General features: G+C 45.8%; 20 protein-coding genes, 1 pseudogene and 1 riboswitch. Of the genes and pseudogenes, 11 read left to right on the plus strand and 10 right to left on the minus strand.

The genetic code is table 11. From position 1 onward, the window contains the following. Positions 1 to 7: 7 nt before the first annotated feature. On the minus strand, positions 8 to 424 hold the full coding sequence (locus G6N79_RS09175; RefSeq protein WP_103907393.1) for a (deoxy)nucleoside triphosphate pyrophosphohydrolase: 417 nt from the start codon (positions 422 to 424) through the stop codon (positions 8 to 10). Positions 425 to 518: 94 nt separating this feature from the next. Continuing rightward, a complete protein-coding gene (locus G6N79_RS09180; RefSeq protein ID WP_103907392.1) occupies positions 519 to 1,859 on the minus strand; it encodes a DUF3472 domain-containing protein in 1,341 nt (446 codons plus the stop codon). A 328-nt stretch (positions 1,860 to 2,187) separates the two neighbouring features. Here G6N79_RS09180 and G6N79_RS09185 point away from each other — a divergent pair, with 328 nt between their 5' ends. Further along, on the plus strand, positions 2,188 to 2,874 hold the full coding sequence (locus G6N79_RS09185; RefSeq protein ID WP_103907391.1) for a hypothetical protein: 687 nt from the start codon (positions 2,188 to 2,190) through the stop codon (positions 2,872 to 2,874). 3 nt (positions 2,875 to 2,877) lie between these two features. After that, positions 2,878 to 3,447, plus strand: a complete 570-nt coding sequence (locus G6N79_RS09190) for a hypothetical protein (protein WP_146060659.1) — start codon at positions 2,878 to 2,880, stop codon at positions 3,445 to 3,447. Between the two features lie 26 nt (positions 3,448 to 3,473). Here G6N79_RS09190 and G6N79_RS09195 read toward each other — a convergent pair whose 3' ends face one another. Both G6N79_RS09195 and G6N79_RS09200 read right to left on the minus strand, forming a co-directional pair. Next, positions 3,474 to 4,505 (minus strand): threonine aldolase family protein, encoded by a 1,032-nt coding sequence (locus tag G6N79_RS09195; protein WP_103907389.1) that lies wholly within the window; start codon positions 4,503 to 4,505, stop codon positions 3,474 to 3,476. 82 nt (positions 4,506 to 4,587) lie between these two features. After that, on the minus strand, positions 4,588 to 5,277 hold the full coding sequence (locus tag G6N79_RS09200; RefSeq protein ID WP_103907388.1) for a DUF937 domain-containing protein: 690 nt from the start codon (positions 5,275 to 5,277) through the stop codon (positions 4,588 to 4,590). Positions 5,278 to 5,344: 67 nt separating this feature from the next. Between G6N79_RS09200 and G6N79_RS09205 the strand changes: the two genes are divergently transcribed. Further along, the gene (locus G6N79_RS09205) at positions 5,345 to 6,454 is read left to right on the plus strand and encodes a DUF2891 domain-containing protein (protein ID WP_103907387.1); all 1,110 of its coding nucleotides are present in this window, start codon (positions 5,345 to 5,347) and stop codon (positions 6,452 to 6,454) included. A gap of 76 nt (positions 6,455 to 6,530) precedes the next feature. Here the strand turns inward: G6N79_RS09205 and G6N79_RS09210 are convergent, their stop codons facing one another. After that, positions 6,531 to 6,791, minus strand: coding sequence for a 5-oxoprolinase (locus G6N79_RS09210; RefSeq protein WP_103907386.1), 261 nt, complete (start codon positions 6,789 to 6,791; stop codon positions 6,531 to 6,533). 59 nt (positions 6,792 to 6,850) lie between these two features. After that, a riboswitch (SAM-I-IV-variant riboswitch) is annotated at positions 6,851 to 6,944 on the minus strand. An 832-nt stretch (positions 6,945 to 7,776) separates the two neighbouring features. Then, positions 7,777 to 9,240: an RNA polymerase factor sigma-54 gene (gene rpoN / locus G6N79_RS09215; protein WP_103907385.1), complete on the minus strand. Its 1,464-nt coding sequence runs from the start codon at positions 9,238 to 9,240 to the stop codon at positions 7,777 to 7,779. A 227-nt stretch (positions 9,241 to 9,467) separates the two neighbouring features. On the opposite strand from rpoN, the gene G6N79_RS09220 reads away from it, so the two are divergent. Both G6N79_RS09220 and G6N79_RS09225 read left to right on the plus strand, forming a co-directional pair. Then, positions 9,468 to 11,804, plus strand: coding sequence for a transglycosylase domain-containing protein (locus tag G6N79_RS09220; RefSeq protein WP_103907384.1), 2,337 nt, complete (start codon positions 9,468 to 9,470; stop codon positions 11,802 to 11,804). Between the two features lie 50 nt (positions 11,805 to 11,854). Further along, positions 11,855 to 14,974 carry a peptidase MA family metallohydrolase gene (locus G6N79_RS09225; protein ID WP_234993249.1) on the plus strand — a complete coding sequence of 1,040 codons (3,120 nt, stop codon included), beginning with the start codon at positions 11,855 to 11,857 and terminating at the stop codon, positions 14,972 to 14,974. Positions 14,975 to 15,037: 63 nt separating this feature from the next. Here the strand turns inward: G6N79_RS09225 and G6N79_RS09230 are convergent, their stop codons facing one another. Continuing rightward, positions 15,038 to 15,358 (minus strand): GIY-YIG nuclease family protein, encoded by a 321-nt coding sequence (locus tag G6N79_RS09230; RefSeq protein ID WP_103907382.1) that lies wholly within the window; start codon positions 15,356 to 15,358, stop codon positions 15,038 to 15,040. A 111-nt stretch (positions 15,359 to 15,469) separates the two neighbouring features. On the opposite strand from G6N79_RS09230, the gene G6N79_RS09235 reads away from it, so the two are divergent. From G6N79_RS09235 to G6N79_RS09255, 5 genes and pseudogenes are all read left to right on the plus strand, one after another. Continuing rightward, positions 15,470 to 16,243, plus strand: a complete 774-nt coding sequence (locus G6N79_RS09235; RefSeq protein WP_103907381.1) for an XRE family transcriptional regulator — start codon at positions 15,470 to 15,472, stop codon at positions 16,241 to 16,243. A gap of 106 nt (positions 16,244 to 16,349) precedes the next feature. Then, positions 16,350 to 16,814, plus strand: a complete 465-nt coding sequence (gene rimP, locus G6N79_RS09240; RefSeq protein WP_103907380.1) for a ribosome assembly cofactor RimP — start codon at positions 16,350 to 16,352, stop codon at positions 16,812 to 16,814. A 2-nt stretch (positions 16,815 to 16,816) separates the two neighbouring features. Beyond that, positions 16,817 to 18,055, plus strand: a complete 1,239-nt coding sequence (nusA, locus tag G6N79_RS09245; RefSeq protein ID WP_103907379.1) for a transcription termination factor NusA — start codon at positions 16,817 to 16,819, stop codon at positions 18,053 to 18,055. A 102-nt stretch (positions 18,056 to 18,157) separates the two neighbouring features. Then, positions 18,158 to 21,167 (plus strand): annotated as a pseudogene (gene infB, locus G6N79_RS09250) (translation initiation factor IF-2). A 121-nt stretch (positions 21,168 to 21,288) separates the two neighbouring features. Further along, a complete protein-coding gene (locus G6N79_RS09255) occupies positions 21,289 to 22,332 on the plus strand; it encodes a ferredoxin--NADP reductase (protein ID WP_103907377.1) in 1,044 nt (347 codons plus the stop codon). Positions 22,333 to 22,411: 79 nt separating this feature from the next. Here G6N79_RS09255 and G6N79_RS09260 read toward each other — a convergent pair whose 3' ends face one another. The 3 genes from G6N79_RS09260 to G6N79_RS09270 form a co-directional block, all read right to left on the minus strand. After that, entirely contained in the window at positions 22,412 to 23,278 is an 867-nt protein-coding gene (locus G6N79_RS09260) for a DUF72 domain-containing protein (RefSeq protein ID WP_103907376.1), read from the minus strand. Between the two features lie 48 nt (positions 23,279 to 23,326). Then, positions 23,327 to 24,286 (minus strand): glycoside hydrolase family 43 protein, encoded by a 960-nt coding sequence (locus tag G6N79_RS09265; RefSeq protein WP_103907375.1) that lies wholly within the window; start codon positions 24,284 to 24,286, stop codon positions 23,327 to 23,329. A 136-nt stretch (positions 24,287 to 24,422) separates the two neighbouring features. Further along, positions 24,423 to 24,860 carry a nuclear transport factor 2 family protein gene (locus tag G6N79_RS09270; RefSeq protein WP_103907374.1) on the minus strand — a complete coding sequence of 146 codons (438 nt, stop codon included), beginning with the start codon at positions 24,858 to 24,860 and terminating at the stop codon, positions 24,423 to 24,425. 232 nt (positions 24,861 to 25,092) lie between these two features. Between G6N79_RS09270 and G6N79_RS09275 the strand changes: the two genes are divergently transcribed. Beyond that, complete coding sequence (locus G6N79_RS09275; RefSeq protein ID WP_103907373.1) at positions 25,093 to 25,869, plus strand: phosphatase PAP2 family protein; 777 nt, start codon at positions 25,093 to 25,095, stop codon at positions 25,867 to 25,869. Positions 25,870 to 25,907: the final 38 nt, after the last annotated feature.

Raw genomic sequence — 25,907 nt, forward strand, 5'->3', positions numbered from 1 at the left:
TCAATTCTCACATCTCAATGCTACCTAGATCTTTTTCCGCTCTTCTGGTTCTGATATATTCTTCGATGATCGGGAGGTCAGCGTTTGCCCAGTCGTAACGGAAGAGTTCGGTCGGGTCCACCCAGATGACCTGTTCATGTTCCAGGACTTTTAATTTCCCGGATTTTACAGAGCAGATGAAGGGGTATAGCGTTAGGGAAAAGTCGGGGTAGTGGTATTCGACTTTTGTCAGTTCTTCATGGATGTGGATGTCAAGGTTAATTTCTTCCTTGACTTCCCTTATTAGGCATTGTTCGAGGCTTTCACCTTCTTCCAATTTCCCTCCAGGAAACTCCCACTTGAGGGGCAGTTTCATACTGGCAGATCGCTGGCAAATTAAAATTTGCTGATCTTTTTCAATTAAGGCGCAAGCTACATGTATCATTATAGTAAATATAATGATTTTGCGCAATTGGAAAGAAATGTAAATAAAAAAGTACAGCCATTAACCTGCTGTACTCTTTTATATCATTTATTTTTTAGGGTAATGCATTGATGTCTATGGCAGGGGCGGGGTTGCTGTGTTCAAAGGTGAATACGGTGCCCGGTTTTTCAATTTCATTAAAGAAACCACCATTTTTCAGGAAAAAGCCCTTGTCGTTCTTGCCGCCGGTCGCATCGATGCGCTGATTCGAACGGTAGGTGTCATCCACGGAGAGGGAAGCGGATTTGACTTTAATCCAGTTTCCCGATTTATTCCGCACCCACTGGTTCTTATAGTTTGCAGAGCGCCCAAGGTGTCCATTATTCGGAATGAAGTTTTCCAGAAAACTGTGGAATCGGGTCAAGTTTTTATCGGTATGCGGTCTCTTGAAGCTGGCAATCAACAGCCAATTTGCCTGTTCAGGCCCAGAAAACCAAGCGGTATAATCCGTATTGCCCTTTCCGTCCGGTTGACCTTTCAATAGGAATTTATAGGTAGCACCGGCCTTCCAGTTGTATTTCAGGTAACTCTGACCGCCAGAACCTTCATTACCGAATTCGCCTGTATAGACATTGGGGCCTTTTTTGTTGAGTACGATTTTGTAGTCATCAGGAATCTCCCCAGGTTTATCGGTTTCATAGGGACTCCAGACAGAAAACAGCACCCTACGCTCCGTTGGAGAATTCACCTGGAAGCCAAAATATCCTTCCCCGAACCCATTCGCCATAAAGTACGAGCCAACGGCATCCTGCCCCTCGGGAACCTCAATCTCCGAATAGTAGTAACTGATTTCTTCGCCTTGCGGAACGTCATAGTTTAAATGGCACGATGGTCCTCTTCGTGACCAATAGTACATGTTTTCCCGATCGCTGAAAACCAGTCCTCCAGCTGTCGCAGGACCACTGATGCTGAGTTGCTGCAGGTCGGCAAAATAGCCGCCAGTTTTGGATACCCCCTGCATATTGATCTTGTTGTATCCGGTGGTTACGGTAAATTCACCGACTGGATATGCTCCATTTGCAGCTTTTCCCAAATCCACCGTTTTTTCAGTGCCGTTTACAGCAACCTTTACCGTACTGGTATTCCCAGCGGGTAGCACCTGTCCGCGCAAGCCGATGGTCACCTTTCCTGCCTGCTTGAAATACACATAGGTACTGATTACAGATTCACCATCTGTCCAATTCCCCAATCCGGCATTGGTAATGACTGCCGAAGATTTATCTGAATTTTTTGTCAGATAGCTGTTTCCACCTAGGGGAACAAGATAAGTGGAGTCGTTTTCCATTTGGGTTGTCGGCTTAACGCTGCCCAGGTTCTGTTTTGCACAGGAGGTCATCGCTAATACGCTCAGGAGTATAAGGGTACCCACATTGGGCAGGGTCAATTTTTTGATCATGATGAAATGCTTTATTTGAATATAGTGAAGCCTCGGGAGAATTAAAAATTATCGCGTGAAGCAAACGTTTGCTTAATTTGATATGCGATGCGAAAGCGTACTGGAATGATCTATTTTCGGGAATGTAGGTTGGAAAATTAGCGATACATGCTTTTGGAGGATATATACAAATACTCTACTAAAAAAATGTAAAAGCGCGCTGGAGAGGTCAGAATGTCATTTTCTATCCATTAGCCGAATTCAGCTATACATTCCGGATGACTTTCTGAGGTCGAAAACAGCTAAATTAGCAGCAATCAATCTAATCGAACACTAAATAATTAGACTTATGTTTTTTACCGTATCCAGACACTCTGAAGCAAGTTTTTTTGCCGATCATCTAGAAAATCCGCAAAACCCGGGTAACCCAATGGTTTTAGATTTTCAGCGGACCTATTCAGCGACTGCATTCTTCAAGACAATTTCGAAGGATTTCGCTGTTCTATATATCGATACAGTTACCAATAAGCCCATCTCAAAAAAGAAATGGACGAATGAAATGCGTGCGTTTGCAGAAGAAAATAAAAATCAAGTTCCCGCTGCGCCTTACAAAATAAAAACCACCATTGTGGGCTATATCATGATGCTGTTTGTTGTAGGACTTTTGGGCTACCTGCTATATGAGGAATTTAAACCGAATCCACAGGAGTCGGCATTGGAACAGCCGTCGGCATTGGAAGAGGCGATTACACCAGGCAGTATCTTTTTCGGACGATACACGGTTTCGGATCCCCAAACGAAAGCCCCTAAAGAAGCAGGTTTTGGCTGGTTCAAAATCGTTTCTGTGGAGGGCGATACCTATCAAGTCGCTATGGGGACTGAAATGAGCACTTCGCACCAACCTTCCCTGCAGATGAACAGTACGGATTTCAAAACGGAAACCATTCCCATGAAGATCAAGACAATTGAATCGTATCAAGTGGATCTGGTCTCTGTAGATCAGGGTACAGAAGTAACCTTCACCGAAAAGAAATAAGCTATGGGTATACTCGATGGCATGACACCGAAGAAATTAATTATATGGATTTTACTGGCCATTGGAATAGGTATTGTGCTCTTTATTTTAATGCTTTACCTGACGCTGAAGACCAAAACGACCAGCTTGGAAAGGATTACGCCCTATAAGGAGTCGCTGAAAAGAGAGCTGGTTACTTTGCGTCCGGTGCATATCTTTGAACTAATGGAGCCGACAAAATCGAATTATACCTATGCGATGTCGGATACGAACCAATACTATTTCCAAGTACTGGAATCTGAGACTGGAGCAGATATACCCCTTACGAAACTGAAGGATTCCATTCCTGCCGGTGCTACGATCTATTTTGAAAAAGCTGTCAATTATACAAATGGCGTTTCAGGCAGTTCTACACCGCGATTTTTTGGCACCATCTCCTATAAGGAGAAAAAATACCCCATTGAATTTGTCTGGGGTCGGTATACCTACAAAAGTCATCCGGAGAATCTTAGACCGGGTTTTACTATGGATTTGGCACCTTGGAACAATCGTGTGGATACCACCATCTATTACCTCCCGAGAGGTAGTTTTTAAGCCGTTGGATTTGCAACTTAGCGTACCTAACGGTGATTGAGGGCGTCGATAAAAGAATCGACATCCGCTTCTTTTGTTGCCCAGGAACATACCAGACGGACAACGGCTTTTTCATCATCCAGCTTTTCCCAGGTATAGAACGCAAACTGTTCGTTCAATGCTGTTATCACCTGGAGCGGTAGGATAGGGAAGAGCTGATTGCTTTCAGGGGTTAGGGCAAACCCATAACCTGCTGCAGCAATCCCTTCGGCCAACTTACGCGCCATGGCATTGGCGTGCTTGGCCAATTCAAAATATAGCCCATCGTGAAACAAGGCATGGAATTGAATGCCCAAGAGCCTACCTTTGGCCATTAAAGCTCCCTTTTGCTTGAGGTAGTACGGAAATCCTGCCGCATCACAGGCATTATTGAAAACGATGGCCTCCCCAAGAAGACCGCCATTTTTGGTGGCGCCGATGTAGAATACATCGCAAAGTTCGGCAAATTCCGGTAAGGTAAGATCTGCTTCGGATGAAGTCAGTGCGACCGCCAGACGGGCACCATCTATAAACAGTTTGAGGTTGTTCGCTCGACAGTAGTTGGAAATTTCCTCTAGTTCAGCACGATTATAGATACTCCCCAATTCTGTGCTCTGGCTAAGGTAGACCATGGCCGGTTTCACCATATGATGGTCCGTATGGGCTTTGATCACCTTGTCAATCCCTGTAACGTCAATCTTGCCCATGGCATGGGGGACCAGATTGATCTTATGTCCGCAATTTTCAATCGCTCCGGTTTCATGCACCTGGATGTGTCCGGTATCGGCCGCAATAACCGATTCGTAGGACTTCAGGAGGTGGCTGATCACCAGCAGATTGGCCTGCGTCCCGCCCGATACAAAATAGACTTCTGCGTCGGGATTACCGATCTGCGCGCGGATCATGTCCTTGGCTTCCAGGCTCCACGTATCATCACCGTAACCGGGTTCCTGTTGGAGATTGGTCTGCGTGAGCAGGTTTAGGATTTCAAGATGGGCACCTTCGCTGTAGTCGTTCTTAAAGCTAATTTGAGATTGCATGCTGTAAATATAAGGAAGGAACGGGACAAAGAAAAAGGCAACCTTTTTCCAAAGATTGCCTTAATCGTATTTTTTTTGTTTCTTATTTACCGAACATGCCTGCAAGGCTGTCTAGGATACTTCCTTTAGCGTTCTTGTCGTTCTTTTGGTTGAAGAAATCACCAACCAAATCGCCAAGACCACCGGTATTGGTTTGCTGGTTTCCTGCCGGCTGGCTATTCTGGGAAGCTCCGCCACCAAGAACCGAACCGATGATGTCACCTAAGCCACCGCCTTGTCCGGCTGTATTGCTGTTGCCACCGCCCAAGATACTACCTAACAGGTCGCCCAAGCCACCACCGGAACCTGAAGATTCCTGCGATTGGCGCTGCTTACCCAAGTAACCCATTACCAACGGTGCCAAAAGTGCTAAGATACCACCGATTTTACCGATGCTGATTCCCGATTTTTCTGATAGGGATTCCTTTACCGTGTCCGTATTCTTTCCGAAAATATGGTTCACCATTTTATCTTCATCTTCCGTAGGACCATCGTTGAACAGACCGGCAAGGTTATCGAAAATACCACCATTGTGCTTGGAGCTCAACGCTTGTTGGATGCCTTCTGCTCTTTCGGGACTTTTTTGTGCGTTGTAGTTCAACGCCGACATCATTAACGGAACAGCTGCTGCAACTACATATTGTGCTTGATTTTTGTCTACGCCTAATTTTTGGGAAATGCCCTCAATTGCTTGCGATCCAACGCTGCCAGAGATTAAATCTGTGATATTCATGTGTTATGCTTTTTTAGTTTATAAATGTTATTTTAGAACTCAAATATTTTGCCAATAAATCGAAGATATGAAAAAATCATTCTTGCTTTTCGGGTTTGTCGGTGCTTTATGTGTCATGGGCTGTAACCGTGAACAGAAAACCGTACAGGCACCCGAAACTGAACCACCAACTTTAACGGTTGAACTTGCCGAAACGATATTTTCCTTACCTACGCACTGCTTGGAAGTGGAGTACCCGAATAAGCTCGGGCAAACGTTGGGGAGTGCTGCAGATCTGAAGACACCCAAAACACTGCGACCTGTTTTTTATGGCTGCTATGATTGGCACTCCTCTGTGCACGGATACTGGTCCATTGTCAAATTGATGCAGAAATATCCAGCAGTGGACAGTGCTGGTCGGATTCGCGACGTACTCAATCGGCACATTACGCCGGAAAACGTGGCACAGGAAATGGCCTTTTTCCAGGATGAGAACAACCTGAGCTTCGAGCGTACCTACGGTTGGGCTTGGCTCTTTAAATTACAGGAGGAGCTGCAGCAATGGCAGGACCCCGATGCGTCCCGTTGGGCATCTGCCTTGCAACCCTTGGTCACGCTGTTGGTGGATCGCTATACCAGCTACTTACCCAAACTGGTCTATCCCATCCGTGCTGGACAGCATGATAACTCGGCTTTCAGCCTGATGCTTTCCCTAGAATATGCGAATGCAGTGGGAGATACCGCCTTTGCATCGACCATCAAGGAAAATGCCATTCGGCTTTTCGAAAAGGACAAGGGCTGTGACCTGGCTTACGAACCGAGTGGATATGATTTTCTATCCCCTTGTTTGGAAGAAGCAAACCTGATGCGGATGGTCTATGATAAAGATGCGTACCAGCAGTGGTTGAAGGCATTTATGCCAGCATTGTATAAAGCGGATTTTGCTTTGGAACCTGCCATTGTAAAGGATCGCACTGATGGTAAATTGGTGCATCTGGATGGATTGAACTATAGCCGTGCCGCTTGTCTTTACGGAATAGCCGGAACAGACCCTGCGCTTGCGCACCTCAAGGATATCGCCAATACGCATTTTCGCTTTTCCATTGGAAACCTCCATGCCAAGGACGATTATATGGGAACGCATTGGCTCGGCACATTTGCGCTATATGCCGTGGAAAAGGGGAGTGGCGGAAATTAAATCTTAGCTTTTAGATCCGCACCACAGTTTAAATGAAAATCCCTGTCGAATCATGTCATCGGCAGGGATTTTTACATTAGCATATGGGGATTAATTTGTTTTCGTGCAGTTTTACGGCCACCTGATGGATCTGCGTAAATCCATCTTCTGTGCTGATAATGGCCGAAAGATCGATGCCGCGACTGGAAAGCGCATTGATCAATGCGGTTCGGAATGCCGTTTTACTGGTGCCCCAGTTGGACTTGACCAGATCATTGTTCAATACCACGAGTTCGTTGGTGGAGTAGTGCGTAAACTGCTCCAAAAGGTGCTGTTGTAGGGGTTTTGTGTTCGACATACAATACATGTTTAAAAAGTTTAACCATCATTGCATTCAGAATAATAATTTGCTTGATTATAGTACGTTGTTTTTGGCTTGTCGCCCGTATTGGTTTACCACCGCGGTGTCTTCACTCGGTTGGTATTGCCTGTGCAATTCTGAATACTCTACAAACTTAGTGGATTATTTTTTAATTCCAAAAATATTTCAAAAAAAATAAAAATTAGCCTGCATATCCAGGTGAAATTTAAACGTTTAAAGATTTGAATAGCAAAAACTTATTGCGTATATTCAGTTCAGCGATGTCCACATTCACCCTTCCTCCATCATTTTGTAAAATCTTCTAGAATCCAGGTGTCTTCTTAGTAAAGTCATATCGACACCACGCTCTCACCTTATGCAGTTCGCACAGTTTGTTCGTTCCCATTTGCCAATTTCCAAATCCTAATGAGCGAATTATTGTCGCTTGGGATAGGTGTGGACCTTGTCTGAGGTGCGTCCGTGGTGCGTCCGTATTGCATACGAGGTGGGACCGTGTCTATAGACACGCTCTCACCTCGTTCTCAGTACGCTCTCACCACGCTCTCACCTCGAACAAGGTCCAAGCAATTTTTTGGGCTATTTGGCTTATAATTTTATGTAAAAAATTGATAATAAGTGTTTTAATAGAATTTTTAGTAGAAATGAAAAAAAAGGTGATAAACATTTATTTGGTACTTTTGGTCAGTGGTTTTGTGAATTCTCAGGGATTTTGAAAGCGAGGGATAAAGAGGGGCAGGGAAGTACCCTGGAAAGATTTATTTCGTTAGGTAGGAAGCCAGCATAGCATTTATTGATATTTGCACTGTGCTGGATACCGAACCACCATGGAAACCTTCAAAACTTCCACAAAAAAACCGGGGTTCGAGGATAAAGCAACATAGCATTGCTTTATCCTCGAACCCCGGAACAATCTTTTTATTAACCTCAAGCTAAATAGCCGCTTCCGGCATCCTAGCTGATCTTATAGTTCTTTCCGAAGTCTGGCTACCGGAATATTCATGGCCTCTCGGTATTTGGCAACGGTCCGGCGGGCGATGGAATAACCCTTTTCCTTCAGAATTTCGGTCAGTTTTTCGTCGGCAAGCGGTTTTCTCTTGTCTTCGTTGGCGATACATTCCTCTAGGATCTTCTTCACCTCCTTGTTGGAAACTTCCTCTCCGGATTCCGTCTGGATGGCTTCCGAGAAGAACGATTTCAGTAGGAACGTGCCGAATTCGGTCTGTACGTATTTTGAATTGGCCACACGCGATACCGTAGAGATATCCATTTCGATCTTATCGGCAATATCCTTTAGGATCATCGGTTTCAACATGCGGTCGTCACCGGTCAGGAAGTAGTCGTATTGGTATTCCATGATGGCATTCATGGTCTTCAAAAGCGTCTGCTGACGCTGCTTGATGGCGTCGATGAACCATTTTGCCGAATCCAGTTTCTGTTTCACGAACTGTACGGCTTCGCGCATCTTCTTGTCGTTCTTTTCGGCTTTTTCATAATGCTCGAACATCTCCTGATACGATCTGGAAACGCGGAGCTCCGGTGCGTTCCTGCCGTTGAGGGTCAGGTGCAGCACGCCGTCGTTGTTGCTGATATGGAAATCCGGGATGATCTGCAATTGCTTGCCCGCAACGGCACCCGAATCGCCAGGTTTGGGATTCAGCTTCAATATTTCGTTGACAATTTCTTTCAGCTCCTCGGAATCAACGCCAAGTTGCTTTTCGATCTTATCGTAATGTTTCTTTGTAAATTCGTCGAGGTAATTTTCAATCACCGACATGGCCTTCTGGATAATCGGGTTGGTCAGGTCCTTTTTGCGCAGCTGAATGGCCAAACACTCCTGCAGGTTGCGCGCACCGATGCCCGGAGGGTCAAAGGTCTGCACGATCTTCAGGATTTCCTCCACTTCCTCTTCTTCCACAATGACATTCTGCGAAAAGGCGAGGTCATCGATCAGGGAAGGGATCTGGCGCCTCAAGTAACCGTCATCATCCAGGGAGCCAATGATCTGTTGGCCAATGATATAATCCTTATCCGAAAGGGCTAGCAGATCCAATTGGTTCTGCAGGTTTTCATAGAAAGAATCCTGAATGGCAATGGGGATCTCTTTCTTTCCATCCTCATCGTCATGGTCATAGCCACCGCCATAATCGCGGTAATCATCTTCCTGAATATATTCATCCACACTAAATTCCTCTTCATAGGTATTGTCTTCCATACTGAAGTCATCGTCCGGGTCTTTGTCCGGATATTCTTCAACAGGGTCGTTCATATTGGCCAAGCTGCCATCTTCCAGGGCAGGGTTTTCCTCAAGCTCCTCTTTGATACGGGCGTCCAAGGACACCGTAGGAACCTGAAGCAATTTGATGAACTGTATTTGCTGAGGTGATAGTTTCTGTAATAATTTCTGCTGTAACGTCTGTTTTAACATATCCCCGATTACTAAGTCTGGTAAAAATAGGCATTAAAATTGAGATTCATTGTTGAATCTCGATTAATAAAAAGTTTAGGTACAGTTTTTGCTATTATAATCTGCGGATACCCAGTCCCCTTGTAAAGGAAAAACATCAATTGTTAAAATTCGTTAATTTTGTACAGAAGTAGCTTTTTTGGTGGAATAACTGTAGATTTTTCCAAAGTTTTGTTCATATTTACCGTATGTTTAGACGTGTCAGGAACAAATTTTTGCGTATCGCACTGATTGTTATTTACTTTCTTATTTTATTCACTTGCGCGGTACAAATCAACTTTTTGGGTCTTTTCGGGTCATCGCCCACCAAAAAGGAAATCATGTTGCCTGAACTGAATGTATCCTCTGAACTGTATACAGCGGATTCCGTTCTTCTCGGACGTTATTACAAACAGGACCGGGACCCCGTACCTTTCGACAGTATTTCCAAAAACATTACCAATGCTTTGATCGCCACGGAGGATGTTCGTTTCTACAAACACCATGGGGTGGATTTCGTGGGCTTATTCGGCGGGATCGTATCGACGATTTCCGGGAGCGATCGTGGCGCCAGTACCATCACGCAGCAGTTAGCGAAAAACCTATACCGTACGCGTTACAAGGATGCCCAAGGTTTGCTCGGTAAGATTCCGGGCGTAGGTCTGTTGGTAACAAAATACAAAGAATGGATGACTGCTTTCAAGTTGGAGAGCAAATACAGCAAGGAAGAGATCATGACCATGTACCTAAACACGGTCTCCTTCAGTAACAATGCCTACGGGATCAAATCCGCTTCAATCCGTTATTTCGATAAATTGCCTTCCGAGGTCACCGTCAATGAAGCTGCCGTATTGGTGGGCATGTTGAAGGGAACGACTTTATATAATCCAATTCGAAATCCTAAGAATGCGCTAGCCCGTAGGAATACGGTTTTGAGCCAAATGCAAAAGGAGGGTTACCTCAAGCAGGAGGAAATGGACAAGCTGGCGAAGGATTCACTGGGCTTGAACCTTAACAATCAGGAAGTGCGCAATTCCAACGATTCGTACCTCCGCACAGCGGTGGAAAAATGGTTGGAGAAGTGGGCGGCTGATAACGATGTCGATATCTATACTTCAGGTTTGAAGATCTATACCACCATTGATTCCCGCATGCAGAAAATTGCGGAAGGGGTGGTGGAAACCAAGATGAAAGAACTGCAGCAGCGGTTGGACAATGTATGGGGCAATGAGCTTCCTTGGCGCGATAAAGAGGGTAACGTGATTCCTAATTTCCTGGAAGACCATGCCAAGAAATTACCGATCTACGCCTCCCTGATGAAGAAGTACAACGATGAGGCGAAAGTCTTTGAGGAATTGAACAGGAAAAAGAGCATGGAAGTCTTTACCTGGGATGGGATGGAGCAGGTGGACTATTCGACGATGGACTCCCTGAAACATTACCTGACCATGCTGAATACCGGTATGATGGCCATGGATCCCTACAATGGGGAAATCAAGGTCTGGGTCGGCGGTATTAACCATAACTACTACAAGTTTGACCACGTGAATCAGGCAAAGCGTCAGGCAGGTTCTACCTTCAAGCCGTTCGCCTATGCAGCGGCATTGGAATCGGGCATGGCGCCATGTGATAAATATGAGGATAAACCGGTGAAGATCGAATTCATCAACAACAAGGGTGAACACGAAATATGGGAACCGAAGAATGCGGATTGGAGTTTTTCCTACAGCAACCTGTCGCTAAGGCATGCCATGGCTCGTTCTTTGAATACGGTTACCGCTCAGATTACAGAGGCTATTGGCTGGGATAAGGTCGTTGCGATGGCCCATAAATGCGGAATTGACAGCAAGTTGGAATCCGTTCCTTCTGTGGGCTTGGGTTCTAATGATGTGTCTGTACTGGAGATGGTTCGCGGATATGCGACCTTTATGAATGAGGGTAAGCGTACGGAGCCGGTTCTGGTTTCACGGATCGAAGACCGCGATGGTCGCGTGATCGCAGAATTTAAGACCGAAACCAAGCAGGCTATCACACCTGAGAATGCCTGGTTGATGGGATATATGCTTCGCGGAACGATTGAGGAGTCCGGTGGTACATCGCAGGCCCTTTGGGAATGGGATCTCTTCCAAGAGGAAAACCAGATCGGTGGAAAGACCGGTACATCTTCGGATTACGTAGATGGCTGGTATATGGGTGTAACCAAAGATCTTGTGGCCGGTGTTTGGGTAGGATGTGATGAGCAGAGTATCCATTTCAAGAGTTCGGCGACGGGGGAAGGTTCTAAAACGGCACTGCCTATCTATGCGCTATTTATGGAGGAGCTGTACAAGCATCCGGAATTGGGCGTTACTTTCGGGAAATTCCCGGAAGCGAAGGTGGAGATTACCAAACAGTACAATTGTCCGGGTCCACGCGTGCGAGCGCCACAGCGGTCTTCCGGTGATTCAGCCGAAGCTGTCGAGCTGGAGGTCCCGAGCATCGTATTGCCGAATATCGGGGGTGAGGAAGGTGCTGGTCAGGAGGGATCCGAAGAAGAAACAAATTGATCGTAATAAATTGATATAAATTATTAATTTTATTTGACTAATAATCAGTTATGAAATTTAAGAATATACTTTTCTCAAGAATTCTTTTTGCCAATTTAGTATTGTTTCTGTGCTGCACCTTTATGCCTACCGCCACCCAGGCGCAGTATTTTGGCCAGAATAAAATGCGGTACAAGAAGTTGGACTTTAAGGTTTACGATACGCCACACTTCAATATCTATTATTACCTGAAGAACGATTCGATGATGAATTGGTTGGCGAAGGAATCTGAGGTTTGGTATGAGCTGCATCAGCAGGTCTTTCAGGATACCTTTCTACGGAAGAATCCGATCATCTTCTACAACAACCATCCGGAATTCCAGCAGACAACAGCCATTTCGGGAGAAATCAGTCCTGGGACAGGTGGTGTTACCGAAGCGTTCAAGCAACGTGTCATCATGCCGATCATGCAGATCAACCAGCAGACCCGTCACGTACTGGGGCACGAGTTGGTGCATGCCTTCCAATACCGAGTACTGATCGAGGGTGGTGATTCCACACGCTTGGAGAACATTGCCAATATCCCGTTGTGGATGGTCGAAGGGATGGCGGAGTATTTCTCCATCGGGAAGAAGGATGCCTTTACCTCGATGTGGATGCGCGATGCCTACGCCCGCAATGATTTGCCTAGCTTACGCCAGTTGACCGAACAGTCGCAAAAATATTTTCCCTATCGTTATGGTCAGGCCTTCTGGTCCTACATCGGTTCGACCTATGGGGACACCGTCATTATGCCGCTTTTTATTGAGACTGCAAAGTATGGCTATGAGAGTGCGATCCGCCGGGTATTCGGCTATGATGCGCAGACCATGTCCACCCTTTGGAAAAATAGCATGGAGAATACCTACCGGAACATGGGCCGCGATACCACATCGAACCCTATCGGGCAGTTGCTCTTGTCGCGCAAGAATGCCGGTCGGATGAACGTTTCTCCGGCGATTTCACCAGACGGTAAGTATGTGGTTTTCCTTTCCGAGATGGATCTGTTCAGTATCGATCTCTTCCTGGCGGATGCCGAATCCGGGAAGGTGATACGGAAGCTCGGCAGTCGACTCACCAATCGGGATATCGATGAGTTCAGTTTTATAGAATCCGCAGGGACCTTCTCGCCGGATAGCAAGTTTTTTGCATTCTCGGTGTTCAGTGAGGGCAAGAATAAATTGATGATCGTGGATGTGGGGACCGGTAAGACGGTTTCTGTACAAGCGATGGGGGATATTACGGAATTTACGAACATCACTTGGGCACCGAACGGAAGTTTGGTCGCCTTTTCAGGCCTGAAGAATGGTCGAAGTGATATCTATACGTATGACCTCCAAACCAAGGAGCTCAACCAATTGATGGATGATAAATATTCCGATTTTCAACCTAGCTTCTCCAGAGATGGTAAGTTTATCGTGTTCAGTACGGACCGGATGTCCCTGGAGTCATCCAGCCGCAGCGTGACCATCCCAATGAGCTTGGCCGTTGTGGATGTGAATACCAAAGAGATTCGGGAAATCCCTGTGTTTCCAGGTGCGAACAACCTGAATCCGCAATTCTCGTCCAATGGCGAGGAGATCTATTTCCTATCGAACAGCGACGGTTTCCGGAATATGTACAAGATCAAGATCGCCGACTCTTCGGTAGAGCGTATGACCGATTACTTCACAGGTATCAGTGGGATTACGGAATACTCTCCGGCACTGAGTGTCTCGGCGAATGATGATATTGTGTATTCCTATTATAAGGACAATGCCTATACGGTATATAAGGCAAAGGCCAGCGAATTTGAATCTGTAGCTGTCGATGCGGCTGAGGTGAATCAGGAGGCTGCGATGTTGCCGCCGGCACAGAGCCGTGGCGTAAATGTGGTGAACACGAACTTGACTAATTTCAATGCATATGGTCGGATTTCGGATGCACAGATCAATGAGGTGCCGTACCGTCCAAAATTTAAACTGGATTACTTGGCCAACAGTGGCGTGGGTATGTCCGTAGGTTCTCGTTATGGTGCAGGTATCAGCTCGGGTGTGCAGGGGATGTTCTCCGATATCCTCGGATATAACCAGATCTTCGCTGCCCTGAACATCAATGGAGAGATTTATGATTTCGGTGGGCAGGTGGCCTACATCAATCAGCGCAGCCGCTGGAACTGGGGTGGGTCGCTATCCCATATCCCTTATCGATTCGGTTTCTACGACTTTGCGACGCGTGATTTGGGGAATGGTCCGGAGAATGTGCTGGATCAGTACCTGGTACGCTCATTCCAAACGCAGGTGGATGCCTTCGTGGCTTATCCATTCAATAGACATCACCGTTTCGAAACCGGTGCCGCTGCATCCTACAACTCCTACCGTGTGGATCGCTATACACAGACGGCTTTCTATTATGGTAACCGCGAGAAAGTTTCCAATGAAGAAGCTGCGGCAGCGATGGGCGTGAATAACTTGGATCCATTCAACCTGATGCAGGTGAATGCTGGATTCGTGGGTGATAATGCGGTCTTTGGTATTGCAGCACCATTGCAGGGATTCCGCTACCGCCTAGGTGCTGAACAGTATTTTGGAACCTACAGTTTTACGGCTTTGAATGTGGACCTTAGAAAATACCATCGGATTAAACCCGTGACCATTGCGGCGCGCGTGTATTCTTACATGCGTATGGGTACCGATGCTGATAAATTATACAACATGTATATCGGTTATCCTTATCTCGTACGTGGATATGAGTCAAACTCCTTCGGGCCGAGCAGCATGATCGGGTATACGGATCTTTCGGGATCCAAGATGGTGGTCGGAAACTTTGAAATCAGGTTGCCTTTCACCGGACCTGAGAAATTGGCAGCAGTACCATCGAACTTCCTGTTCACGGATCTAAACTTCTTCGTGGATGGCGGTCTTGCTTGGTCAGATGCGCAGACTGTCAAATGGAAGAAAACGGATGCCGACTTAGTGACGCGGACGTCAAATGGGCAGACGTATCAAATATATGATCCTATGGTGACCATGCCGGTTTTCAGTGCGGGGATTTCCTTGCGCGTCAACCTGTTCGGCGCAATGATATTGGAACCTTACTATGCTATTCAGTTGAACAATCCGACTCGTGAGAAATTCGGGACGTTTGGATTAAACTTTGCACCGGGTTGGTAGTCTAATCCAATGAGTGCGTAGGATTTAGTGTAGGGGAAGGTTGTTAAGGCCGTTGTTTATTGCTTATGCATAAACAACGGTTTTTTTATGTCCTGCTGTACGGGGCAGGGTGGGATTGAGGCTCAACCAATTTGGGTTCTGCTTGCGGATCAATCTTTCCTTGACCAATCGGCACATGCCGTTTAACTCACTCAATCTTTTCTCTGCAGCCTGCATGTTGTCGAATGCTTCCACAAGCACCATTCTATTCAGAACTGCAAATGGGAAAAGGGCAGGGTTTCCTTGGCTGATTTCCTGTTGGGTGCCATTCAGGTTCGTGGTCAAGCCGGCCTGTAAGTATCTCCGGTTGGCATCTGTTGCTATATAAGTGTAGTATTTATTCATTTTTATCGTGTTTTAGCTAAATTATTTGGTTATTTAGAATCCTTTTACTAATTTTATTGGCACAATATTACTAATAATATTAGTATTTCAAAAACTTATTTAAAATTATTTATGTCGAACATTTCATCAAATCTCAAATTCCTCAGGAAGAAAAAAGGCTTAACGCAACAGCAATTTGCTGATTTAATGGAGATTAAGCGTGCTTCAGTAGGGGCGTATGAAGAAGATAGAGCAGAGCCGAAGTATGAATTGCTAAAAAAGATAGCGGAGTTCTATGATCTAAGTATGGATGAATTGGCGAATGATGAAATCGATGAACGTTGGAAGCCAACACCGAAGAGTAATGCGTCCAACCTGCGGGTATTGAGCGTAACGGTGGACGCCCAGGATCGGGAGAATATTGAGTTTGTGCCGGTAAAGGCAAGTGCCGGGTATTTAAATGGCTATGCCGACCCGGAGTTCGTGAGTGAATTGCCGAAGTTCTCCCTGCCATTATTTAATCAAGGTACGTACCGGGCGTTCGAGATCAAGGGGGATTCAATGTTGCCTTTGCCATCAGGTTCCTTGATCATCGCAGAGTATGTAGAAAATTGGCATGATATCAAGACCGGGCAGACCTATGTGGTCGTGTCCGCAAATGATGGTGTTGTTTATAAACGCATCGGACAAAAGTTTAAAGAGGATAAGGGATTGAAATTGGTATCCGATAATAAGACCTATGAACCTTATTGGGTTTCGGCCGCAGATATTCTGGAAGTATGGAAAGCGAAGGCTTTCGTGAGTACGGAATTGCCGGAGCCAAGTCCAGAGCCTACATTGGAAGGATTATCCAGTATGATGGCCCAGATGCAGAAAACCATCAAGTCCATGGGTGATAAAAATTAGTGTGATGCGTATTTGTTTTGTGAAATAAAAAGAAATTGTGTACCTTTGTACTATCTGAAAGGAAGGGGGCATGGTATGCCCCCTTTTTTAATATCAATTTTTAAATATGCAGGTTGAGAATCGAGTAATCGAATTAATTGAAGAGAAGATTGCGGACCGCGAGGATTTATTCATCGTGAGTGTTCGTTTTCTGAAGAACGGGGTGTTGGAGATTTTGCTTGATGGGGATAATGGTATCGCCATTGAGGATTGTGTGCAGGTGAGCCGTCATGTTGGTTTCCATTTGGAGGAGGAAAATGTGATCGACAAAGCCTACCGTTTGGAAGTTTCTTCTCCCGGTATCGATACTCCATTGGTGATGAAGCGTCAGTTTGATAAGAACGTAGGTCGTTCCGTTCAAGTGAAGATGTTGGATGGCACCAAGCGTGAAGGGGTGTTGCTTTCGGCGACTGACGATTCCATCAGCATTGAAGAGAAAGTTAAAGAGAAAGGTAAGAAGGCTGTTCAAGTGGAGTCGGCTATCCCTCTCGATCAAATAAAGGAAACAAAGGTGTTAATTTCATTTAAATAAGAATGAGTACGAATATAAACTTGATAGACTCGTTTCAAGAGTTCAAAGACTTCAAGAACATAGACCGTCCGACGGTGATCACTGTATTGGAAGAGGTATTCCGCAGTATGATCCGCAAGCGTTTCGGAACAGATGAAAACGTGGACGTAATTGTGAACCCGGACAACGGTGACTTGGAAATCTGGCGTACCAGAGTGGTTATGGAAGATGGATTCTCTGAGGATGACGATCTGGAGATCGAATTGGCAGAAGCACATCAATATGACGCTGACCTGGAAGTCGGTGATGATTATATCGAGCAGATTACATTGGAAAGCTTCGGAAGACGTGCCATTCTTGCGGCTCGTCAGACGTTGGTTTCCAAGATTCTGGAATTGGAGAAAGACGAAGTATTCAAGAAATATAAGGACCGTGAAGGAGAATTGGTTGTTGGTGAGGTATACCAAATCTGGAAAAAAGAGATCTTGGTTCTGGATGAGGACAACAACGAGTTGATCTTGCCGAAGAACGAGCAAATCCCAGCGGATTATTTCAAAAAAGGAGATAGCATCCGTGCGGTTGTACACAAGGTGGATATGATGAACACCAATCCAAAGATTATCATCTCCCGTACTGCCCCTGAGTTCTTGCAGCGCTTGTTCGAGCTTGAGGTTCCTGAGATCTTCGACGGATTGATCACGATCAAGAAAATCGTTCGCGAACCAGGAGAGCGTGCTAAAGTTGCGGTTGAATCGTACGATGACCGTATCGATCCGGTTGGTGCTTGTGTGGGTATGAAAGGTTCCCGTATTCACGGTATCGTTCGTGAGCTACGCAATGAGAACATCGACGTGATCAACTTTACGACGAATCATTCCTTATATATTACACGTGCATTGAGCCCAGCTCGTATCACGTCCATCAAGATTGATGAAGAAGGCAAAACGGCAGCTGTTTATTTGAAACCGGATCAGGTTTCATTGGCAATTGGCCGTGGCGGACACAATATTAAATTGGCCGGTAAATTAACAGGCTACGAAATTGACGTTTACCGTGAGAACGGTGAAGAAGAGGAGGATGTGGATATCGAAGAATTCGCAGACGAAATCGACAGCTGGATCATTGATGAATTCAAGCGTGTAGGGTTGGACACCGCGAAATCCGTATTGGCACTTTCCGAAGAAGAACTGGTGAGACGTACAGATCTAGAAGAGGATACCATCCGCGAGATCTTGCGTATTCTACAGGCGGAATTTGAATAGAAATATTCAAAAATCATGGATTTAACATTTTGTAATAATTTGTTAAATCCATGTAAAAAAACATATTTTTGTAATACGAAATTTATATTTAGAAGATAGTAGATGACAGAAGGTAAAAGTATAAACTTGCTTAAAGCTGCAAAAGAGCTCAACATTGGTATTGGTACCGCAGTGGAGTATTTGGTAAAGAAAGGGTTTGATGTAGACTCTAAGCCAAGTACGAAACTGAGTCCAGATATGTATGGGGTTCTTTTGAAGGAATTTCAGGGTGACAAGATTGTTAAGGACGAAGCTAAACAAATAGTTATTGGCAAGATTCGCCGTGAAGAGAATCCAGCTGGCGGCAACACAAGCTCAAGCCCTGAGTCTACTGAGGAGAAGGATAGCCCGGCCGAGGTTAAGGAAATCTTGATCAAGAATGCGGCTATCGATGCTGACAAAGCGGAGGAGCCGAAAAAAGAAGAGGCTTCATCTCCATTGAAAGTGGTGGGCAAGATCGATCTGGATAGCTTAAAGCGCGGTAAGCAAGCGGCTAAGCCAGAGGCGAAAGAAGAGGAGAAGAAGGCTCCCGAACCGAAGAAAGAGGAACCTGTGAAGGAAGAGCCGAAGAAGGAAGAACCTGCGCCGGTGAAAGAAGAAAAACCAGCTGCAGAAGTGAAGCCTGAACCGAAGAAGGAAGAACCGAAACCTGTAGAGGCGCCGAAACCGGTAGCTGAACAGCCGAAGGTGGAGAAACCTGCAAAAACAGAAGCAAAGCCTCAGGAAGAGGTTAAGAAAAATATCGAAGTGGAAAAACCTGTCGTTAAAGCGCAGCCTCAGGATGAGGTTATCCGTGCGCGTTCAGAAACGTTAAGCGGACCGAAGGTGGTTGGTAAGATCCAATTGCCTGTGGCGAAGCCTCATAAACCTGTTGCATCCTCATCTTCAAATGCAGGGAACCAGCATGACAACAAACGTAAGCGCAAGCGTACGAATAAACCGAATACCCCAACGGGTACAGGTGGTCAGGGCAACAACCAAGGTGGTCAAGGCGGTCAAAATCAGAATAGACAAGATGGCAACCGTCCGCAACACCCTGGTGCGAACAACAACAGACCTAATCGTGGAAACCACCCGAACAATGACCGTCAAGGGAACAGAGGTGGTGGCCGTAACGACCATAGAAACAAACGGAATGACACACCGAAGGAGGAGCCTACAGAGAAGGAAATCCAAGATCAAATCAAAGCAACATTAGCGCGCTTGAGCGGTGCCGGTAAATCCGGTAAGTTCGCGCAACGTGCGAAACTGCGCCGTCAGAAGCGGGACGATATAGCGATGTCCGCAGAAGAGGCAGCAATGGAGCAAGAGGCGATGTCCAAAGTGTTACGCGTTACGGAATTCGTAACAGCGAACGAATTAGCGAACTTAATGGATGTTCCGGTAACTCAGGTTATTGCAACATGTATGAGTCTCGGTATGTTCGTGTCCATCAACCAACGTCTTGACGCCGAAACATTGGCGATCGTAGCGGATGAGTTTGGATACCAGATTGAATTTATCAAACCTGAGGACGAGGAAGTTGCCGAACTGGAGGAAGCGGATAATGAAGCTGACTTGGTTCCTAGAGCACCAATCGTTACGGTAATGGGTCACGTTGACCACGGTAAGACATCCTTACTGGATTATATCCGTAAAGCCAATGTAACCAAGGGTGAGGCCGGTGGTATCACGCAGCACATTGGTGCCTACGCGGTAACATTGGACGGTGGTAAGAAAATTACCTTCTTGGATACACCGGGTCACGAAGCCTTTACGGCGATGCGTGCTCGTGGTGCGCAAGTAACGGATATCGTTATCATCGTGATTGCAGCGGATGACGCGGTGATGCCGCAGACAAAAGAGGCGATCAACCACGCGATGGCAGCAGGTGTACCGATCGTATTCGCTTTCACGAAAGTGGATAAACCGGGATCCAATGCGGACCGTATCCGTGAACAACTTTCGGCCATGAACATTTTGGTGGAAGATTGGGGCGGTAAATACCAAGCGCAAGAGATCTCCGCGAAGACAGGTGAGAATGTTGATCTATTGTTAGAGAAAGTATTATTGGAGGCTGAATTATTGGAATTGCACGCGGATCCGAAGAAACGCGCTGTAGGTTCCGTAATCGAGGCTGCCTTAGATAAAGGTCGCGGTATCGTGACGACAGTGCTTGTACAAGGTGGTACATTGCGCGTTGGTGATCCGATCTTGGCGGGTTCTTACTCTGGTAAGGTGAAAGCCTTAACCAATGAGCGTGGCGAACGCGTGAAAGAAGCAGGACCATCCATGCCGGTACAGATCTTGGGTATGGCGGGTGCACCGACTGCAGGTGATAAACTTTACGTTCTGGAAAGTGAATCCGAAGCACGTCAGGTGGCGAATAAACGCCTTCAATTGCAACGTGAGCAAGGTATGCGTGCAACCAAGCACATTACCTTGGATGAAATTGGTAGACGTTTGGCTATCGGTAACTTTAAGGAACTTAATATCATCGTTAAGGGTGATGTGGATGGTTCTATCGAAGCACTTTCCGATTCCCTATTGAAACTGTCTACGGATGAGATCCAAGTGAACATCATTCACAAATCCGTGGGTGCGATCTCCGAGTCCGACGTCTTGTTGGCATCGGCATCCGACGCGATCATCATCGGTTTCCAGGTTCGTCCTACGCAGAATGCGCGTAAGCTTGCGGAAAACGAACAGATCGATATCCGTCTATACTCCATCATCTACGATGCGATCGAAGAGATCAAATCCTGCGATGGAAGGTATGTTGGCGCCGAAATTGGAAGAGAAGATCGTTGCGGAAGTGGAAGTACGCGAAGTGTTCAAAATTTCCAAAGTGGGTACCATTGCCGGTTGTATGGTGTTGGATGGTAAGATCAACAGAAACAACGAAATCCGTATCATTCGCGATGGCGTCGTAATCCATACGGGTAAATTGGCTTCCTTGAAACGTTTCAAAGATGACGTGAAAGAGGTTGCACAAGGTTACGAATGTGGTTTGAGCATCGAGCGTTTCAATGACCTACAGGAGAAAGATATCGTGGAGGCATTTGAGCAAGTAGAAGTAAAACGTAAGTTGTAATCACAACTGCGTCAAGCATAATGAGGTCCGACCCTGTGGTCGGACCTTTTTTTGTGCCGTTATAATGGCCTATCGACGGTTTCTATTTGATTAATCTGCATAATGCGCTTATCTTTGGCATATGTTTACATTTCGGATTTCAGCCATTGTTCGGCAACCCAATAACAATATTTCCATTCGTTTCGAAGATGTGTCCGGAAACTTTCCGGCTTATAAAGCAGGTCAGTTTCTGACGCTGTCCTTTGAATTTGGAGATCGCGAGGTTCGCCGGTCCTACTCCTTTTCCAGTTCGCCCCTTGTGGATGAACCCTATGAGGTAACCGTGAAACGGGTAGACAATGGGGAAATTTCGCGATTGCTTCACCACCGGACGAAGGAAGGCGATGAAATCCAGGTGATGGAGCCGCAAGGGCTATTTACCTATGAACCATCTGCGGAAAATCACAAGACGATTTTCCTCTTCGGCGCAGGCGTCGGCATTACACCGCTGTATTCTATCCTGAAGACCGCATTGGTGGGCGAGGAGCATACTAAGGTCGTGTTGGTGTATAGCAACAGCTCGCGCGAACAGACTGTATTCTATGAGGAGCTTCTGGCTTGGCAGGAACAATATCCGGATCGGTTGCATATCGAATGGATCTGGTCCAACTCCAAGTATCTGCTAAAGGCTCGCCTTAACCGGGAATACATTATTTCACTGGTAAATGAACACCTAAACGGTTCGATGGACGGTGTATTCTATATGTGTGGTCCACTGTTCTATATGGACCTCGTGCGTTTCACCTTATTGGGCATGGGCTTCCCTGAAGCTGATATCAAGCGCGAAACCTTCCATTTTCCAGAGGAGGAAGAGGATGATGATGAAAAGGAAGAAGAACCGGTGGATACGACAAGTTATGATATTGTTTTGAAATTCCAGGGCAATGCTTATCCCATGACAATTCCCTACAACAAGACCATCTTGGATGTAGGTCTGGAGCATAAATTGAAGTTACCCTATTCGTGCAAATCGGGGATGTGCAGTACTTGTATCTCCCAAGTTACGCAGGGAGCCGTTCGAATGGATTACAATGAGGTATTGACCGATCGTGAAGTCGATAACGGACGCTGTTTGATCTGTACTTCGCATCCCTTAGAAGATGGTACGACCATTGAAGTGATGTAATTCAGGCCTATCTATAAAATAAAAGGAGAGATACCACCAAGTATCTCTCCTTTTATTTTTGTCGTGTTTTTGCAACCTGCTATTTGTGGGCGATGGGGAGGTTTGTTCCCAATTCCCGATTTAGGGCAGTATTGAAATCGGTCGATAAAAAGGCTGTTTCAGCATCGATCCGTTGATGGATAAAGAAATAAACCTGCTGCAGGCCGGCAGCTTTCAATTCCTTGATGCGGCTCACCCACGCCTGTAGCCGTAGCTGATCGATCAGCGGCGTACTGGAAACAAAACGAACGAACAGCACTGGGCTTGTTAGCTGAAAAGTCAGCGTATCCCGACGGCCGGGGGTGTCGATCTGCGTGTTGGTGATGTGGTTGCTGCGCAATATATCCAGGTATTCTCCGTAAACTGCCGGATCATTGTACCATTCCGCATGTCTGACTTCAAAGGCGAGGGGATAACCCTTAGGGAACTTCTGCATAAAAGATTCCACTCGTTCCATCACCTTTGGTCTGAAGTTCTCGGGCATCTGCAGGAAAGCCATGCCCAGTTTTTCCTCGAAAAGAACCGTAGCATCAACAAAAGCTTCCACCTTTTCATCTGTATTGTTGAGTCTGGAATAGTGGCTGATGCTGTTGGTGAACTTCGGGCAGAACCGAAAATCTTCGGTGGTACGTTCCTTCCAGGTCAGGATCTGTTCCTTGCTGGGACTTCTGTAGAAGGTGCCGTTGAACTCCACGGCATTGAACTGTTCCGAATAATACCGCAATTCATCCTTGGTACCCCGCGGATAAAATCCCTTTAGATCGGCCTTTGACCACTTTGGATATCCCACAAAAACTTCGAAACCATCGGCCTCTTTAAATTTCTGGAGGTATTTCAAGGTCTCCTGAGGAATATCCACAAAGGAAAAGTCAATTTCGCTGGCATCCGCCACCTGTCCAAATTTCATGTGCTTTTGCTATTCGTTTTGCAATCCGTGTTCGATTGGCAAAGGTGGCTATTTTAGTTCATGTTTTACCCCTTCAAAAGTCATTTTTACAGGTTTTATCAATCCATTTTCATCAAAATGCATTTCGTCGATACAGGTTTCGCGCTCAAACGACGCTTTTTTACCTAACGGACGACGGTGATAGACAATGTAATATTTGTCTTCATTGGGCACCTTGATGACGGAATTATGGCCGGCACCCGTTGCGATTTCGGGGTCCTGCTCCAGGATGGTGCCTATCCGTTTGAAAGGTCCGAATGGCGAATCTGAAATGGCATAGGCCACCTTGTAGTTGGGCAAGCCCCAGCCACCTTCCGACCACATGAAATAATACTTATTATCCTTAATGAACATAAATGGTCCTTCCACATATCCTTCTGGGGTAATTTCCTTATGTATGGTGCCGTCGGCAAAAGGAACAATGCTCTTGAAGTCATCGCTTAACTTGACTACATTGCAATGTTGCCACCCGCCATAGAATAAGTAGTGTTGGCCATCTTTATCCTTGAATACAAATTGATCGATCGGTTGAGCGCCATTGACAATCTCGTTGATCAGTGGCTTGCCGATCAGGTCTTTATAGGGGCCTTCCGGACGATCCGCAACGGCCACGCCGATGCCGCCGATTTCGCCCTCGTGGACATCATTTGCGCCAAAGAAGAAATAATATTTTCCATCCTTCTCGATCACGCTCGGTGCCCACATAGCCTTATGTGCCCACTTGATCTCGGTATTGTCCAAAATCCGGGGGTGCTTTTTCCATGTGACAAGATCTTTGGAAGAATAGGCGTCAAAAAAGATCTGCTGTTCATAGGGGGCAGAATAGGTGGGGTAGACCCAATATTCGTTGTTGTAAACTATGCCTTCCGGATCGGCATACCAGCCGGGGAAAATGGGGTTCTGTTGTGCTTGGGAGATACCAGTGATGGCCAATGCGGCCCAGGTTAAAATAGGGTTCTTTGCTTTCATTCGGGTTTAAGTTTCCTGAAAATAAGAAAATTGACCTACATTATGAAATCCGTGAACCCCAATCGGACAGAAAACAAATAGGCTACACTCGGTAAAGCATAGCCCATGGCATAAAATTATATGTAAAAAATGGTCTTTATTTTTCTGGATAGGTGGCTACGATGTTTCTGATCTTCCAACCTTCATTCGTGTTGCAAAGCGTCACATATTCGTATTTACTGAATTTCTCGAATTTACTCTCTACGCGGACAATGCTGCAATCGTTGTTCTTTTCCACGAAGGTGTACGAAGTGGTAACATCCAGCTTCAAACCTTTTGTTCCTTTCAGGTGCTTGATGTAGGTGCTGCGTGTCACCTGATCTTTATTGGAATTGTTCGGTGAAGAGAATTTGAAATCTTCAGTAAATAAGTACTTCAACAAACTTGTTTCCCCATTCGTGGTCGCATCGATGTAATGATCGATAATGGATTCAGCTTTCAGGAATTTGATCGGTTCAGCCTTTGTATTGGCTAGGATCATTGAACTTAAGAAAGTTAGTACCGCGGTGCTGATTAAAGTGATTAGCGTTTTCATGACTTTTATTTTTTTAGTGTTTATGTTATATGTAATTGTTTGATTCAAAGGTATATCGAAAAGTAAAGCGCGTCCATACGGTTTAGGCGGGACAATCTGAAAACTCGGTGAAAACGGAATATCTTTCGGTGAATTTTATTCGGGTTTGTTGTTTCTCGGTGAATGAGATAATTTTTTTGCGTGTCGGTGTACTTTTTTGATCAAATTGGCGTCTATATCCAAATTGGTTACTATGCGATGGATATTAATTTTACTCCTCTGTCCTTTATTGGGTATGGGACAAACTGGGCCTTATAATCATGCGGACAGTTCCGCAATGGATGCGGCAAATACCTTCAAATGGAAGAAATTGATCATTCCCAGCGTTTTTGTAGGTTATGGTGCTGCCAGTTTATTTTCGGAGGAGCTGATCGAATTGAATACATCGACGCGATACGAGACGCGGGAGCATATTAAACCGGGAGCAACCATTGACAATTACATGCAATACGCACCTGCCGCTGCTGTATATGGGTTGAATGCATTTGGCATAAAAGGAAAACATGATCTTCGCGACCGTACGATTATTTATGGGAGCTCCCAGCTTATCCTCTCTGCCTTTATTATACCCATGAAAAAATTGGGGCTGGAGGTGCGTCCAGACGGGTCCAACAGGGCATCATTTCCTTCCGGACATACCGCTACGGCATTTTCTGCCGCGCAGTTTATGTTTCATGAATATAAGGATTCGAATCCGTGGATTGCTTTTGCAGGTTATCCGGTTGCGGCCGCAACGGGAACCTATCGGATATTCAACGATCGGCATTGGGTAGGTGATGTTGTTGCCGGGGCGGGGATCGGTATGCTCTCAACGGAAATGGCCTATTGGTTATTCCCATATACCTCAAAGCTATTTCATCGGCAAAATCATTGCGATTATCATGGTCATTATGGCCATCATGCCTCTCTGCTTGTGACCCCAACCTATCAGCAGCACGGTATTGGAATCGCCATGCTCTCGGAATTTTAGCGCATAAATGAACATAGCTGCCCGGGAGGGCAGCTATG

Source organism: Sphingobacterium lactis (genome assembly GCF_011046555.1).
GTDB lineage: Bacteria > Bacteroidota > Bacteroidia > Sphingobacteriales > Sphingobacteriaceae > Sphingobacterium > Sphingobacterium lactis.